This window comes from Escherichia sp. MOD1-EC4550 (genome assembly GCF_963876935.1).
Classification (GTDB): domain Bacteria; phylum Pseudomonadota; class Gammaproteobacteria; order Enterobacterales; family Enterobacteriaceae; genus Escherichia; species Escherichia coli_F.
The window spans coordinates 1-16,686 of sequence record NZ_CAWNSE010000050.1 but is presented as its reverse complement, the minus strand read 5'-3'; the positions used below and the strand labels follow the sequence as shown (position 1 = coordinate 16,686).

Below are 16,686 nucleotides of genomic sequence, written 5' to 3'. Positions count from 1 at the left end.
CGCATAAGCCGAGGATAATCTAATGGCTCGACTCTTTACCCCTTCAGAATCAAAGTACTACCTGATGGCGCTGGATGCAGGCACCGGAAGTATTCGGGCTGTGATATTCGACCTGGAAGGCAATCAAATAGCAGTGGGACAGGCGGAGTGGCGGCATCTGGCAGTACCGGACGTTCCTGGTTCTATGGAATTTGATCTCAACAAAAACTGGCAACTGGCGTGTGAGTGTATGCGCCAGGCGCTGCACAACGCCGGCATAGCCCCGGAGTATATCGCTGCCGTTTCGGCATGTTCGATGCGCGAAGGCATTGTTTTATATAACAATGAAGGAACACCGATCTGGGCCTGCGCCAATGTGGATGCCAGAGCGGCGCGCGAAGTTAGCGAACTTAAAGAACTGCACAACAATACCTTTGAAAACGAAGTTTATCGCGCCACCGGACAAACGCTGGCTTTAAGCGCTATTCCCAGATTACTTTGGCTGGCGCACCATCGTTCTGATATCTACCGACAGGCGTCGACCATCACCATGATCAGCGACTGGCTGGCCTATATGCTCAGCGGTGAACTGGCGGTGGATCCCTCTAACGCTGGCACCACGGGACTTCTTGATCTAACCACCCGTGACTGGAAACCTGCATTGCTGGATATGGCCGGACTGCGGGCCGATATTCTTTCTCCTGTCAAAGAAACCGGCACATTGCTGGGCGTGGTAAGTTCACAAGCGGCGGAACTCTGCGGTCTGAAGGCGGGCACTCCGGTGGTCGTTGGAGGAGGCGACGTGCAACTTGGTTGCCTGGGGTTAGGCGTTGTCCGTCCGGCACAAACCGCTGTTCTTGGCGGTACATTCTGGCAGCAAGTTGTAAACTTAGCTGCGCCGGTGACAGACCCAGAAATGAACGTGCGCGTTAATCCTCATGTTATTCCTGGCATGGTACAAGCTGAATCTATAAGCTTTTTTACCGGACTCACCATGCGCTGGTTCCGCGATGCTTTCTGTGTCGAAGAAAAACTGATTGCCGAACGTTTAGGCATCGACACCTATACGTTGCTTGAAGAGATGGCAAGTCGTGTGCCGCCTGGGTCGTGGGGCGTAATGCCGATATTCTCCGACAGAATGCGCTTTAAAACCTGGTATCACGCTGCGCCTTCCTTTATTAATTTGTCTATTGATCCGGATAAATGTAACAAAGCGACATTGTTCCGTGCGCTGGAAGAAAATGCGGCGATTGTATCAGCGTGTAACTTGCAGCAAATCGCTGATTTCTCGAATATTCATCCTTCATCGTTAGTCTTTGCAGGCGGAGGTTCAAAAGGGAAATTATGGAGTCAAATTCTCGCTGATGTCTCGGGATTACCCGTCAATATTCCGGTGGTCAAAGAAGCCACCGCATTAGGATGTGCCATTGCAGCTGGCGTCGGTGCCGGAATTTTTTCATCAATGGCAGAAACCGGAGAACGCCTGGTTCGCTGGGAACGGACGCACACACCAGACCCGGAAAAGCATGAACTTTATCAGGATTCACGCGATAAGTGGCAGGCAGTTTATCAGGATCAGCTGGGGCTGGTTGATCATGGACTGACGACGTCGTTATGGAAAGCGCCTGGGTTATAGTTTCATTGACAGCCACATCATGATGACTGTGGCTGTTAGTTTTTGAGTATTGGCATTCTTATTTCCCTTCTTTAGAGCTGGCTTGTTAAATGCCAGCTTGCAGATTCATCGTTCCATCACCAGTACTATATTCAAGGGAAAATTGCTATTTTTCTTAAAGCATTAAGCATAACCCTTATTTTATAGCGAATATTCCTAAAGGCATTAATGGATGAAAAAGGGTTTTAATAAACTTCTGTTTTTAGCAATTAGTGCTATTCTTTGTTAAATATGATGATGATAATCTTCTTATTGAAAGAAACAGTTTTCTTATTAAGCAACAATAACTCATGGTTCATTTTTAAATAAAATAAGAACTATGCAATTTTTAATCTATCGATTAGAAAGTATTAGCAAATTAGCCAAATTGACACATTCCCACCTCCAACCAACACTCAATACAGACCTCTGACAACTTAATAAGTTTCATTTTTAACGTCTGATGACTCATCTCTTTCGTGGCTGTATTGTTTGTATATGGAGCGTTTATATGAATAGAATCTATCGCGTGATATGGAATTGCACTCTACAGGTATTTCAGGCCTGCTCGGAATTAACTCGCAGGGTAGGTAAAACATCAACGGTTAATTTGCGTAAATCCTCTGGATTGACAACGAAATTCAGTAGATTGACGCTGGGTGTTTTGCTGGCACTAAGCGGTTCAGCGTCTGGTGCGAGTCTGGAAGTTGATAATGGTCAGATTACCAATATTAATACTGATGTTGCTTACGATGCCTACCTGGTTGGGTGGTATGGCACTGGAGTGCTTAATATTTTGGCTGGCGGTAATGCCTCCTTAACCACTATTACTACCAGCGTCATTGGTGGTAATGAGGACTCAGAGGGCACCGTTAACGTTTTGGGTGGCACCTGGCGATTGTATGATAGCGGAAATAATGCAAGGCCTTTAAATGTGGGTCAATCCGGAACGGGGACGCTGAATATTAAACAGAAGGGTCACGTTGACGGAGGATATTTAAGGATAGGTTCTTCGACAGGAGGCGTCGGGACGGTCAATGTTGAAGGAGAGGACTCGGTTCTGACGACCGAATTATTCGAAATAGGGAGTTACGGTACAGGCTCATTAAATATTACGGATAAGGGTTACGTCACGAGTTCAATAGTCGCCATTGTAGGATATCAGGCGAACAGTAATGGTAAGGTTGTCGTTGAAAAGGGTGGCGAGTGGCTAATAAAAAATAATGATTCCTCAATTGAACTTCAGATTGGTAATCAAGGGACGGGCGAAGCAACTATTCGCGATGGGGGGCTAATTACGGCTGAAAATACGATTATCGGTGGCAACCTCACCGGTATCGGAACCCTGAATGTGCAGGATCAAGACTCTGTCATCACGGTACGCAGACTCTATAATGGATATTTCGGTAATGGCACAGTCAACATTTCCAATAATGGACTGATTAATAATAAAGAATATTCATTGGTGGGCGTTCAGGACGGGTCCCACGGTGTCGTCAACGTGACCAATAAAGGGCATTGGAATTTCCTCGGAACGGGCGAAGCTTTCCGCTATATCTATATCGGTGATGCTGGCGACGGTGAACTTAATGTCTCGAGTGAAGGCAAAGTAGATTCGGGAATTATCACTGCGGGGATGAAAGAAACAGGTACAGGCAACATTACTGTTAAGGATAAGAACTCTGTTATCACTAATCTCGGAACTAATCTTGGTTATGACGGCCACGGCGAAATGAATATCAGTAATGAGGGGCTTGTTGTCAGCAACGGAGGAAGCTCACTCGGTTATGGAGAAACCGGCGTCGGGAAGGTTAGCATCACCACGGGGGGGATGTGGGAGGTCAATAAGAATGTCTATACCACTATTGGTGTTGCGGGCGTCGGAAACCTCAATATCAGCGATGGCGGTAAGTTCGTATCGCAAAATATTACTTTTTTGGGCGATAAAGCAAGCGGTATCGGTACACTGAACCTGATGGATGCGACATCATCGTTCGATACTGTAGGTATCAATGTCGGTAATTTTGGTAGCGGCATCGTAAATGTCAGTAATGGTGCCACCCTTAATTCAACGGGCTATGGATTTATCGGAGGAAATGCCTCCGGTAAGGGGATAGTTAATATTTCAACGGATAGTCTCTGGAATTTAAAAACGTCATCTACTAACGCCCAATTGCTACAGGTCGGTGTATTAGGCACGGGTGAACTGAATATTACCACCGGAGGTATAGTTAAAGCGCGTGATACACAGATAGCTCTCAATGACAGAAGTAAGGGCGACGTGCGGGTGGATGGGCAGAACTCTCTTCTTGAAACATTCAATATGAACGTAGGGACGACTGGCACAGGTACGTTAACCCTGACGAATAACGGCACGCTGAATGTCGAAGGTGGAGAAGTTTACTTAGGTGTTTTTGAGCCTGCTGTAGGAACGCTAAACATTGGTGCTGCTCACGGAGAGGTGGCGGCAGATGCCGGGTTTATCACCAATGCGACGAAAGTGGAGTTTGGTCTTGGCGAAGGCGTTTTTGTCTTTAATCATACCAATAACAGTGATGCCGGCTACCAGGTCGATATGCTGATTACGGGTGACGATAAAGACGGAAAAGTGATGCATGATGCAGGCCATACGGTGTTCAATGCAGGGAATACTTATAGCGGTAAAACGCTGGTCAATGACGGCCTCCTGACTATTGCGTCACATACGGCAGATGGGGTAACAGGCATGGGTTCGAGTGAAGTAACCATTGCAAGCCCCGGTACGCTCGACATTCTCGCATCAACGAACAGCGCAGGAGATTACACGCTGACCAATGCGCTCAAAGGCGATGGCTTGATGCGAGTGCAGCTGTCATCCTCCGACAAAATGTTTGGCTTTACCCATGCAACAGGAACTGAATTCGCCGGTGTTGCCCAACTGAAAGACAGTACCTTCACACTGGAACGCGACAACACCGCTGCGCTTACTCACGCGATGCTTCAGTCTGACAGTGAAAATACCACATCGGTAAAAGTGGGAGAGCAATCCATTGGTGGACTAGCCATGAATGGCGGTACGCTCACTTTCGATACGGATATACCTGCTGCGACGCTTGCGGAGGGATATATCAGCGTCGATACACTGGTTGTCGGCGCGGGTGACTACACCTGGAAAGGCCGTAACTATCAGGTAAACGGGACGGGCGACGTGCTTATCGACGTGCCTAAACCGTGGAATGATCCCATGGCGAATAACCCTCTGACTACGCTCAATTTGCTGGAACACGATGATAGCCATGTCGGCGTTCAACTGGTGAAGGCGCAAACGGTTATTGGGTCGGGTGGCTCATTAACGTTACGTGATTTACAGGGCGACGAGGTGGAAGCGGACAAAACGTTACACATTGCACAAAACGGAACAGTGGTCGCCGAGGGTGATTATGGATTCCGACTCACGACCGCACCTGGTGATGGTTTGTATGTTAACTATGGGCTGAAAGCGCTGAACATCCATGGTGGGCAAAAGCTGACGTTAGCCGAACATGGCGGAGCCTATGGCGCAACGGCCGATATGTCGGCAAAAATCGGTGGTGAAGGGGATCTGGCAATCAATACGGTGCGACAGGTTTCGCTTTCCAACGGTCAGAACGACTATCAGGGGGCAACCTATGTTCAGATGGGGACATTACGTACCGATGCGGATGGCGCGCTGGGCAATACTCGGGAACTGAACATCAGCAACGCGGCCATCGTCGATCTTAATGGATCGGAGCAGACGGTAGAGACATTCACCGGGCTGATGGGTTCGACTATTTTGTTCAAAGAAGGTTCGCTGACGGTGAATAAAGGTGGGATCAGTCAGGGCGAACTGACAGGTGGCGGAAACCTGAATGTTTCAGGGGGAACACTGGCTATCGAGGGGCTTAATGCACGCTACAATGCGTTAACCAGCATTAGCCCAAATGCGGAAGTCAGCCTCGACAATACGCAGGGGTTAGGCAGAGGAAATATTGCCAATGACGGTCTGTTAACGCTAAAAAACGTGACCGGCGAACTGCGCAATAGCATAAGCGGTAAAGGTATCGTGAGCGCAACCGCCAGCACAGACGTAGAGCTGGATGGCGATAATAGCCGCTTTGTGGGGCAATTCAACATCGATGCAGGCAGCGCGCTCAGCGTCAACGAGCAGAAAAACCTGGGTGATGCTTCCGTTATCAATAATGGCCTGCTCACCATCGCCACTGAGCGTAGCTGGGCGATGACGCACAGTATCACCGGTAGCGGCGATGTGACAAAACTGGGGACCGGGATCCTGACTCTTAACAACGATTCCGCGGCGTATCAGGGTACGACGGATATCGTGGGTGGTGAAATTGCTTTCGGTTCCGACTCTGCCATTAATATGGCAAGTCAGCACATTAATATCCATAACAGCGGTGTGATGTCGGGAAATGTCACCACTGCAGGTGATGTGAACGTTATGCCTGGGGGGACACTGCGTGTCGCCAAAACCACTATCGGCGGCAATCTGGAGAATGGTGGCACGATTCAAATGAATAGCGAAGGGGGGAAACCGGGGAATGTACTGACCGTTAACGGCAACTATACCGGAAACAATGGCCTGATGACGTTCAACGCGACGCTGGGCGGCGATAATTCACCCACGGATAAAATGAACGTGAAAGGCGATACCCAAGGGAACACTCGCGTTCGGGTTGATAACATTGGCGGCGTCGGTGCACAAACGGTCAACGGTATTGAACTCATTGAGGTTGGCGGTAATTCTGCAGGTAACTTCGCGCTGACCACCGGAACTGTCGAAGCTGGGGCTTACGTCTACACGCTGGCTAAAGGGAAGGGGAATGACGAGAAAAACTGGTATCTAACCAGTAAATGGGAAGGCGTAACGCCACCGGATACACCCGATCCCATCAATAATCCTCCTGCTGTGGATCCGGAAGGCCCATCAGTTTATCGCCCGGAGGCCGGAAGCTATATCAGCAACATTGCCGCAGCCAACTCGCTGTTTAGCCATCGTTTACACGACCGTCTGGGTGAGCCGCAGTATACAGATTCACTGCATTCTCAGGGTTCGGCAAGCAGTATGTGGATGCGTCATGTCGGAGGGCACGAACGTTCAAGGGCCGGTGACGGTCAGCTAAATACTCAGGCTAACCGCTATGTATTGCAGCTAGGCGGCGATTTGGCGCAGTGGAGTAGCAACGCGCAGGATCGCTGGCATCTCGGCGTCATGGCAGGCTATGCCAATCAGCACAGTAATACTCAGAGTAATCGTGTGGGTTATAAATCGGATGGGCGCATCAGCGGTTACAGCGCTGGGATGTACGCGACCTGGTATCAGAACGATGCGAATAAGACCGGCGCTTATGTTGACAGCTGGGCGCTGTATAACTGGTTTGATAACAGCGTCAGTTCCGATAACCGTTCTGCTGACGACTATGATTCTCGCGGTGTGACGGCCTCTGTTGAGGGTGGATATACCTTTGAAGCGGGAACATTTAGCGGCAGCGAAGGGACGCTGAATACCTGGTACGTCCAGCCACAGGTGCAAATCACCTGGATGGGTGTGAAAGATTCTGACCATACCCGGAAAGACGGAACACGCATTGAAACGGAAGGTGACGGAAACGTGCAAACGCGACTTGGGGTGAAAACCTACTTGAACAGTCATCACCAGCGCGACAATGGTAAACAGCGTGAGTTCCAGCCTTACATTGAAGCGAACTGGATCAACAACAGCAAAGTCTACGCCGTGAAGATGAATGGTCAAACCGTAAGCCTAGATGGTGCGCGTAATCTCGGTGAAGTACGTACCGGGGTTGAGGCGAAAGTAAATAACAACCTTAGCCTGTGGGGGAATGTTGGTGTGCAACTAGGTTATAAAGGCTATAGCGATACTCAGGGCATGCTGGGTGTGAAATATAGCTGGTAAACCGTATAAGCCGCATGTCGAAGATGGCATGCGGCTGCTTAATATTGCCGACTTCAAACGACTTTTAAATCCTCCTTTTTATCCGCGATCGCGGATATCACAGTGTTTATCCCGTAGAGCGGATAAGATGTGTTTCCTGATTGACTTTATCCCCACTAAAGGATAAAACTGATAATATCCCCTTGAGCGGATAAATATGCTGTGGACGTATGACATGATGAGCTTTCAGAAGATCTATAGCCCAACGCAATTAGCGAATGCAATGAAACTGGTTCGTCAGCAAAATGGCTGGACGCAGAGCGAGCTGGCGAAAAAAATCGGTATTAAGCAGGCGACAATTTCCAATTTCGAAAACAATCCTGACAATACCACGCTCACGACATTTTTTAAGATTTTACAGTCGCTTGAACTCTCAATGACGCTATGCGACACGAAAAATGCCTCGCCAGAATCAACAGAACAGCAAGATCTGGAGTGGTAATGCCTAAACTTGTCACTTGGATGAACAACCAGCGGGTAGGCGAGTTAACGAAGTTAGCCAATGGCGCGCACACCTTTAAGTATGCACCGGAGTGGTTAGCTAACCGTTATGCCAGACCGTTGTCACTTTCGCTGCCATTGCAGAGAGGGAATATCACCTCTGATGCCGTATTTAACTTCTTCGATAACCTGTTACCCGATAGCCCGATTGTACGTGACCGGATCGTTAAACGTTATCATGCTAAATCCAGACAACCGTTTGATTTATTGTCAGAAATAGGGCGAGATAGCGTTGGTGCCGTAACGTTATTACCCGAAAATGAAACCATAACGCGCCCGATAATGGCATGGGAACAGCTCACTGAAGCCAGGCTTGAAGAAGTATTAACGGCTTATAAAGCAGATATCCCTCTAGGCATGATTAGAGAAGAAAATGACTTTCGCATCTCGGTTGCTGGCGCGCAGGAGAAGACAGCGCTGCTCAGAATAGGCAATGACTGGTGCATTCCGAAAGGAATAACGCCGACGACGCACATCATTAAATTACCGATTGGCGAAATCAGGCAGCCCAATGCGACGCTCGATCTCAGCCAAAGCGTTGATAATGAGTATTACTGTCTGCTGCTGGCGAAAGAACTTGGGTTGAATGTGCCGGACGCAGAAATCATTAAAGCGGGAAATGTGCGCGCGTTAGCGGTCGAACGTTTTGACAGGCGTTGGAATGCTGAGCGAACGGTTTTACTTCGCTTGCCACAGGAGGATATGTGTCAGACATTCGGTTTACCTTCATCGGTGAAATATGAATCAGATGGAGGCCCAGGCATCGCGCGGATCATGGCTTTTTTGATGGGGTCCAGCGAGGCGCTGAAAGATCGCTATGATTTTATGAAGTTTCAGGTGTTCCAGTGGTTGATTGGCGCAACGGATGGCCATGCAAAAAACTTCTCCGTATTTATTCAGGCTGGCGGCAGTTATCGACTCACGCCATTTTACGACATCATTTCAGCATTTCCGGTATTGGGTGGCGCAGGAATACACATCAGCGATCTCAAACTGGCAATGGGGCTTAACGCATCCAAAGGCAAAAAAACGGCAATCGATAAAATTTATCCGCGACATTTTCTGGCGACAGCAAAGGTGCTGAAATTTCCGGAAGTGCAGATGCATGAAATCCTGAGTGACTTTGCCAGAATGATTCCGGCAGCACTGGATAACGTGAAGACTTCATTACCGACAGATTTTCCGGAGAACGTGGTGACGGCAGTTGAAACCAATGTGTTGAGGTTGCACCGTCGCTTAAGCTGAGAATACGGTATTAAGTAAGATATGGGGTTTGGCCGTTGTTAATGAGCAGGACAATCATGACCGCCAACGGCTGGATTCTCCCTTGGTTTATGTTGGTGCGCATAATGTATATTATGTTAAATCATGTTGATTGTTAACTTACTTCATGAACTTAGATGGCTCGCATAAAATCATAGGGTTAAGCCCCCTCTTAATCTTTAGTTTGCTGGCGTTATGTTTAAGAGCTATTTTCTTCATATCCACGAACCTCTCTGAGGATGTCTCAAATGTATGTACTTGACCAGTTGAGCGTTGCTCCTAACCGGCGACTTTGGACATTGGTTGACACCACTACTAACTTACCGCTTCTGTTTCCACTTCTCTTTCTCATTGATCGCTTAGCTTCACGTTCCGAATCCACGCAGTCATCTACGCTACAAGCTCTAAAGTTTTTTTATGAGTACTGGTATCAAAAACATGATGTCACTTTCTGTTTGAGCTTCCAATTGTCTGGATACAATCCTTCGATTGCGGTTAGTGAGCTTGAAGCATTTCTTCATTATCTTGAATCAGGAAAGCTTATGTTGCCTACACTCGGATATGCAGTAATTAGCAAGCACAATACTAATATAAATCATGTACATGCAGTCTGCCGTTTTATAAACTATCTGATCAATACTTACGTTTCTCCTCGTTATATGGATGGCACCCCAAAAGAGCTTTCTCGTTATGCTTTACAATTATCCAAGCGTTTGTCGACCTATCGTTCTGATTTTCGACCCAGCAAGCAAAAGCATTCACACAAACATTTTAATAGCCTTACAGCAGACATGGTCAGGAGATTTTATGAGATTATTAGACCAGAATCGTCTTTCAAGCCAAATCCTCTTAATCCCTTCCCTGCTGGAGAAGTTCAATTCAGAAATTATTTAATCTGTCGTCTTCTTTTGAATTATGGTTTGCGAGTAAGTGAATTGCTCCTGTTAGAAAAACACTCAATTAAACCTAACATCCAAGGCGGACAATTCAGTATCATAGTGACGTCTGTAGATGATGATGTCAGAGATCCAAGAAAACGATTGCCATCATTAAAAAACTCATGGGCGCATCGAGTTTTAGCGTTAGACATAAATGATTACAACCACTTGAAAATATACATTGATAAAATAAGTAAAAATACCTCTCATAACTTCATATTCACATCAACAAAAAGTAACTTGCCTCCTCTATCATATCACTCTATATATGATATTTTCTCAAAAATTGATTGTGTATTTAAAAAAGAGTACCCGCAATTCAGTGATGAAAAAAATATTGATTCTGTAGTTAGCATAACACCACACGTAACTCGCCATACATGGGCTTATTTGATCTTAAAGAGAATTTATGCTGCTAAATATCAGTCTGTTATGAGAAATTGCAAGCTTACCGGAGTTGATTTCGCTATTGCAGGTCTGATGAGTGAAGCTAAAGATGAGCTTCGTCTTTTAGGTGGATGGAGTCATAATAGCCGCATGCCAGAATTTTATGCCCGGCGTTTTCTTTCTGAGCGAGCTAATTTTTCCAATGTCACACGAATTGCCGCTGACTCCTCAGAGGATGAATTTTTTTCATTGATACATCAAGCGTTTGGGGAGGTTATCAAATGAATAAAATCCCAGCAATAGAAAGCGAAGATAAGCATGTCTTTTTTTCACGTGAACAAATGATACAAATAAAAAGTCTCTACATCCCTTCAAAAATCCACTTAAGGTCAGCTGATGTTTTTGATGACAAGAATATATTTGCAGAGACTAATGATTGGGTGTTCCATTACTCAGGTAGCCAGTCACACATTAATTTCAAAACGGATGATTACACGACTAAACTAATTAAGTATATATTATACCGTTATGCATCATCAAAATCTCCTGGGACTATTTATCGTGTGCATCGCGCATGGCTAGACGCAATTGAATATGTTTCGAAGCAAGGAATATTTAACTTTAAATTGTTAAGCTCTTTCCTTGAAAAAGAAAGCTTATTGCCGACTTATTTTTTCTGTATTGTTTTTGGTCTGAAAATTCTTTGTGTAGATGAATTTCCGGGTTTTACTTTAGATGACTACGAAGACCTTGAATTGATCCCTCGCCCTAATTCAAATGATTGGAATGTATATCAAAACATAGATAATATCCTTGACCCATTTGAAAAGAACATGATCAGCAAAGGTCTTTTTGAAATGGCTGCCGCTATCTCACGAGGCAGAAAATACAATCTGGTGGACCTTCGCAATGCCACTGTTCTGGGGCTAAGTTATGTCACAGGTAGTCGTCCGGTTCAGTTAGCTAAATTGGCTGCTGGTGACTTTCGAATCGATACTTGCAGTACGACAACAGGGTTGGTTCGTTATAGCGTTCTTTTACCTTATGCTAAACAAAGGTACGTCACTACGGATCGGTTGATTCTGGCGCTCCCGCCAGAAATCGGTGCACTGGTTAAGCATTATATAGATGAAGCCAGATTATTACCTACCGATAAAATGTTTAATATGGGGGGATCAGCACCTAAATTTGTTTCTCAGTCGATTAGCCAAACGATTCTATCCTTTAGCCCACAAGATTACCAGTTTGCCGTATCGTGCGGTGAAGCCGCCCTACCTTCAATAACATCAACTGATTTGCGCCACAACGTTGGTCACTCACTTGCAATGCAGGGCGCTAGTGCAGAGGAAATTGCTCACATTCTCGGCCATTCATCTCTGGTTGTAGCAAAGCACTACATCCGTGCGACCCCAGCCTTGGCATTGATCCGCGCTAAAGCACTCGGTTCTAACCCTGTGTGGCAAAACATGGTGGCTATGATGCTTACTGGGAAACTAGTTCCTTCAAAAGAATGGGAAGGTCGACGCGTGGTTGGTATGGTTGGTGATCGATTACACTATGAGATTGGTGGCTGTGCGAGAACCGATGATGAATGCCCCTTCTGTGAAGTTCGTTGCTGCTATGGTTGCTTATATTACCGCCCTTTCCTTGATGGCCATCACCAGGGCGTATTGAATAGCGTCTCTAAAGAAGTCGATGAGCTGATAGCAGTATCAGATAGTGTTGGTAATGCTCTCAATCCACTAATTTCTATCCACGAGACGACGCAAATAGAAATCAAGTCAGTGATTGCCCGTTGTCATTTGCATAACGTCAGAGGTTGTGGGAAATGAAAAAAAATATAGCGAACTTTGAGACTTTTATCATAGAACAGAAAGCTTGGTTCGAAGAGAATCTGGCAGCAGATTTTGCAGAATCATGGGATAGCTTTGTCTGGATATGTGGGATCAAAGGATCCGGCTGGTTACGTGGCAATGGGGCTAATTTATTACGTTTTGATGAGGTTAACCGGCTCAAAGGGATCGATGATCGCCATACAGTATCCGAGCCTTATCAGTTGTTCATGAAAGCGATGCTGGTACTCGTCTATCGAGGGAGAAATCGCAGTATTTCCTCTGCGGTTGCTGTCGCAACGCTGATTATTTTGAAACGATGGTACTGCGCTCTCATTAAGTTAACTGGGCAAACACATCCCATCTATCTGACTACAGATGTCGTACGTAGCGCAATGGATACTCTGAGTGCAGCTTCCCGGCCAGGTGATACCAACCTAGCCAACTACAAGGGGCGTTGTGTTAAGATTCAGAAATTAGTAAACCATCACGCCTTCACATTAGTAACATTGCAATATGTTTCCGATGATTGTTATACCAATCAGACTAATTTGACCCGGAAAGCCCGGGAAACAATCTCACTAAAAGAAAAAGACAAGCTGGATGATACTTCCACTGATGGTGAAGATACACTGATTACCATTAAAGGTTTCCTCAATATCGTGTCGTTAATCCAGCGAGTTGAAAGCGGTACTGAAAAGATTGCCCTCAATTGTCTTCTGCTACTGATCGTCACTGGATTCCGTTCTGTTGAGGCATTCAATCTCAGACAGGATGCCTTGGTCAAACGACATATAGATAACTCTGACCTCAGCAAACGTCTGCGGAATAAAGGATTGCCAGATTATTTTCTTGGCATACGCTATGTTGGTGTTAAGGGGGCTGGCGAACGAACGCATTGGGTCGAGCCTTTAGCTGTACCTCTGGTCGAAAATATATTTAAGTCGGTGAAGTTACTAACAGCTGAGTTTCGCAAACATATCGAATATTTACGATCAAAAAAATTTTCTGATTATTTACCAAAGCCAATCAGTGATATTACCAGTGAACTCGTTGAGCTTGATGATATTGTAAAATACATGGTCCAGTCCTCATCAGAGCTTCGGGGGCGTGCAGGCTTACGTGATAAAGCTTCGAAAGCATTAGAGAAACGTGGCTTTATACCGGCAAAAGTCATCCTTAAATCAGGTAATGAAAAAGAAAAATATTTTACAAAGTCTGATCTTAGTCATTTTCTTAAAAGTGAATTCGGTGATAACAGTGCAAATACTCCCTGTACTCATGCATGGGCAGAAAATGGCAAAAGATATGAGATTAAATATGAAGAGCTATTGTTCCTTTTCCCCAAAGGATCACTGACTCTCAAGAGAGTATTGCAACTAAAAGCCACGCCACTACCATTAAATAATAACGGCCTAAACAAATTTCTAGGTAACGTTACTGGCTATGTATCTGTTTTCAGCAAATACAGGTTGCTTGAAGATGACGGCCGCCCTACTCAGCTCCGAACGCATATCCCTCGACACAACATTAATACTTTTCTCGCAATTGCAGAGATCTCAGACCACTTACAAGCGATGTTGATGGGGCGTGTTGATATTACTCAAAATCAGCATTATCAGCACCTGGCTCTCAAGGAACGGCGAAAAGCAGCTTCTCTAACCCCTTTAGTTCCAACCGTACCGGAGCAGTCAGCATTTACTGCTGTTGACGTTGATTCACCTCTCGATATGGTAAAGCAAAGCGGTTTAATGACGTTTAATAGTACCCAAACTCTGGAAACCAACATAAAGGCAAACCTGCATACCTTTGATGATCGTAAAGATGTTGCTGGTTTCATTGAAGCGTCGTCAGGGGATGGATTATTCGAAGACATAGCCGCTGCGTTCGAGGAAATCAGTAAAAACGAAGGGCCATTACAAGCGTCTGAAATGGTACAAAGGCATGCGGTATTGCATCCATTAAAACTGGGCTCCTGCATGAGAGACGTTAACTTGTGGGGATGCCCTTATCGAATGAAGTGCCAAGCATTGAAACCCTGTGAGCATTTCACGTTGACAGGTCGTATTGATGAATACTCAACTATTGCAGTAAAAGGTCGGGCATTAAACGAGGCTTCGCTCGCTTTTGAACAGTATATCGCGGCCCTTCCAGACAACCAGTTAATACAAGGCAATATCGAAGAAAATCTAACTCACCTGGATGCCTTAAGCGAGCAATTACGCAGGCGCTCAAACTTGTTACAAGTTCTCTCTGCTCAAGAGATTCTGTCTGGAGAGATAAAAGTGGAAGGTGAAATTCGTACTTTAGCTCAATTATTTGCCCTTGAGCACCATAAAAACAAAGAGGAAGAAAACTAATGCGTGGTAAAGAATTGGATACTCAGATAGAGCATGAACTCCAGTTAATGTTGATTGAAGGGTTTGATAAATCGCCTATTTCAGCTAAAAACTTACATGCCAGACTTAAATCAAAAGGAATCATTAATGGTGGCTTAAGTACATTAAGTAACATTGAACGAAGGCGTCTTATTGCAGCCTATGTCGATCAACAACTATCGCCTCTGAATCTTCGTCCCAAAGAAAAACAGCAGTATGTGAACCGTAAGACTCGGCAGGCCTTGCTTGGTCGTAATCAGCAGTTACAGGAAGAGAATAAAGAGCTTCGCGAACAACTAGCTCAGAATACCTTGTCATTGATTGAAATTGTCAAAGCGGTAAAAGTCAATACGGTTATACCGGTAGAAAGCCTTCTTGCTCCGCATTTGATCATGGAATTACACAAAAGGAATAAAGATCAATGATAGATATAGCGGTATATTCGCACTACGAACTCATGAATAAACATCTTGCTCTATTCGAAAGATTAGCATTGCAACTTTCAACGCCCACTCATTAGAGTCCATTTTATCAGAGGGCGTCTACTACTGTAATGCCCTGCTTGGTTTATTGCACTGCACTTTTGTTACCTTCAAAAAGTTTAGCAGGCGTTTGTACAACATCATTTTTTGTCAGCAGTGTTGTCACCTGAAGACGTTTTGAGTGCTTCGATAAGTTTAATTCGCTCTTCCTCTGTCATTCGGGATATGAGTAATGTAAGTTCTGCTGTCGTCTGATCATCACAAAAAAAGTAGTTCAACGGCACGTTTAACTCTGCCGCCATCCGTCGAAGCGTATCAATGTCGGGGACATGGCGCCCTTTCTCATAGTGATTCATACGACTACTAGCCGATGCGGGATCAAAGCCAATAAGTAGCCCCAGAGAGCGCTGTGATAGTCCCGCCCTGCATCTCGCTTCTTTAAGTCGTTCTGGTATCGGGTTTTTTTCTGACACTGAATCATCTTCATCGGCCTCGACAGCCTTTTTTAGTGATATGAATAGTAGAGTAACCAACCCTGAGTCGTACATATTTTCTGCAATCATCTATATTGGCAAAGATAACTTCACCAGTAACGAAGTAGCGAAAATTCTTATCGAGCGATTTTCACTTCCGAAAAATTATTTAAAGGCAAAAGCTTTTGCTTATAACCAAATTCAAGGTCTGGTTAGAAAGGGATTGTTAAATAAAGTAAGAAAATTAGGTGCGTATCAATATTTATACTCAGCTACATCTGAATTCAATGTCGTAAAGGAAAACGTAGAGTTAATTGAGGCACCCAAAAAAAGCCCCTGTCAATTTATTTCAAGTGCTACCAGTCATGAACATAGCAATGTAAACATTCAAATAAGAACTCTTATTGAAAAATACAGCAGCGAGTTGGAAAAAGTATCAGGAGCAAAGGAGATTTATGAAGAATTGATAATTACCGTGCCGAGCAGGGAAAATGAATTCAGGAAACTTTCTCTCGAACAAGAGAAAAAGCAAATTAAGATAAATGAAAAAATAAACACATTGATTGGGATTTTTAATAAAACCATTGCAATAAAGCAATGACTTTTAAAAAACATTTAAAGTTAAATAAGTTCATGAAAGAGAGAGGGCGAAGCAGAGTCCGCCCTCTCCCTTCATACCCTGATCAGCCTCATTACAATGAGGTTAACAGCGTACACCACTATATGCTAGTCCTTAATAAATATAATCCCAGCCAGAGCGAGATGCAAGTTTTGAGCGTCGGTAATGACTCCAACTTATTGATAGTGTTTTATGTTCAGATAATGCCC

General features: G+C 45.1%; 10 protein-coding genes. 9 read left to right on the top strand and 1 reads right to left on the bottom strand.

Going from position 1 to position 16,686, the window contains the following annotated elements:
• Positions 1-22 precede the first annotated feature (22 nt).
• From lsrK to AACU19_RS20735, 8 genes are all read left to right on the top strand, one after another.
• Entirely contained in the window at positions 23-1,615 is a 1,593-nt protein-coding gene (lsrK, locus tag AACU19_RS20770; RefSeq protein WP_105278474.1) for an autoinducer-2 kinase, read from the top strand.
• 529 nt (positions 1,616-2,144) lie between these two features.
• On the top strand, positions 2,145-7,565 hold the full coding sequence (locus AACU19_RS20765; protein ID WP_105278473.1) for an ECSE_1600 family autotransporter: 5,421 nt from the start codon (positions 2,145-2,147) through the stop codon (positions 7,563-7,565).
• Between the two features lie 214 nt (positions 7,566-7,779).
• Positions 7,780-8,046 (top strand): type II toxin-antitoxin system antitoxin HipB, encoded by a 267-nt coding sequence (hipB, locus tag AACU19_RS20760; protein ID WP_001296726.1) that lies wholly within the window; start codon positions 7,780-7,782, stop codon positions 8,044-8,046.
• Complete coding sequence (gene hipA, locus AACU19_RS20755) at positions 8,046-9,350, top strand: type II toxin-antitoxin system serine/threonine protein kinase toxin HipA (protein WP_105278472.1); 1,305 nt, start codon at positions 8,046-8,048, stop codon at positions 9,348-9,350. Before hipB ends, hipA begins: the two co-directional genes overlap by 1 nt.
• A gap of 266 nt (positions 9,351-9,616) precedes the next feature.
• Complete coding sequence (locus tag AACU19_RS20750; protein WP_105278471.1) at positions 9,617-10,978, top strand: site-specific integrase; 1,362 nt, start codon at positions 9,617-9,619, stop codon at positions 10,976-10,978.
• The gene (locus AACU19_RS20745; protein ID WP_016236667.1) at positions 10,975-12,525 is read left to right on the top strand and encodes a site-specific integrase; all 1,551 of its coding nucleotides are present in this window, start codon (positions 10,975-10,977) and stop codon (positions 12,523-12,525) included. The genes AACU19_RS20750 and AACU19_RS20745 overlap by 4 nt, the downstream gene beginning before the upstream one ends.
• A complete protein-coding gene (locus AACU19_RS20740; protein ID WP_016236668.1) occupies positions 12,522-14,885 on the top strand; it encodes a hypothetical protein in 2,364 nt (787 codons plus the stop codon). The genes AACU19_RS20745 and AACU19_RS20740 overlap by 4 nt, the downstream gene beginning before the upstream one ends.
• The gene (locus AACU19_RS20735; protein ID WP_016236669.1) at positions 14,885-15,328 is read left to right on the top strand and encodes a hypothetical protein; all 444 of its coding nucleotides are present in this window, start codon (positions 14,885-14,887) and stop codon (positions 15,326-15,328) included. The genes AACU19_RS20740 and AACU19_RS20735 overlap by 1 nt, the downstream gene beginning before the upstream one ends.
• 197 nt (positions 15,329-15,525) lie before the next feature.
• On the opposite strand, the gene AACU19_RS20730 is transcribed toward AACU19_RS20735, so the two are convergent.
• On the bottom strand, positions 15,526-15,858 hold the full coding sequence (locus AACU19_RS20730) for a helix-turn-helix domain-containing protein (protein ID WP_105278485.1): 333 nt from the start codon (positions 15,856-15,858) through the stop codon (positions 15,526-15,528).
• A 40-nt stretch (positions 15,859-15,898) separates the two neighbouring features.
• Between AACU19_RS20730 and AACU19_RS20725 the strand changes: the two genes are divergently transcribed.
• A complete protein-coding gene (locus AACU19_RS20725; RefSeq protein WP_016236671.1) occupies positions 15,899-16,459 on the top strand; it encodes a hypothetical protein in 561 nt (186 codons plus the stop codon).
• Positions 16,460-16,686: the final 227 nt, after the last annotated feature.

Excerpts from the sequence above, each read along its gene's own strand:
- lsrK (WP_105278474.1), top strand. The coding sequence starts at position 23 with ATGGCTCGACTCTTTACCCCTTCAGAATCAAAGTACTACCTGATGGCG.
- AACU19_RS20750 (WP_105278471.1), top strand. The coding sequence starts at position 9,617 with ATGTATGTACTTGACCAGTTGAGCGTTGCTCCTAACCGGCGACTTTGG.
- AACU19_RS20765 (WP_105278473.1), top strand. The coding sequence starts at position 2,145 with ATGAATAGAATCTATCGCGTGATATGGAATTGCACTCTACAGGTATTT.
- hipA (WP_105278472.1), top strand. The coding sequence starts at position 8,046 with ATGCCTAAACTTGTCACTTGGATGAACAACCAGCGGGTAGGCGAGTTA.
- hipB (WP_001296726.1), top strand. The coding sequence starts at position 7,780 with ATGATGAGCTTTCAGAAGATCTATAGCCCAACGCAATTAGCGAATGCA.
- AACU19_RS20745 (WP_016236667.1), top strand. The coding sequence starts at position 10,975 with ATGAATAAAATCCCAGCAATAGAAAGCGAAGATAAGCATGTCTTTTTT.
- AACU19_RS20735 (WP_016236669.1), top strand. The coding sequence starts at position 14,885 with ATGCGTGGTAAAGAATTGGATACTCAGATAGAGCATGAACTCCAGTTA.
- AACU19_RS20740 (WP_016236668.1), top strand. The coding sequence starts at position 12,522 with ATGAAAAAAAATATAGCGAACTTTGAGACTTTTATCATAGAACAGAAA.
- AACU19_RS20725 (WP_016236671.1), top strand. The coding sequence starts at position 15,899 with ATGAATAGTAGAGTAACCAACCCTGAGTCGTACATATTTTCTGCAATC.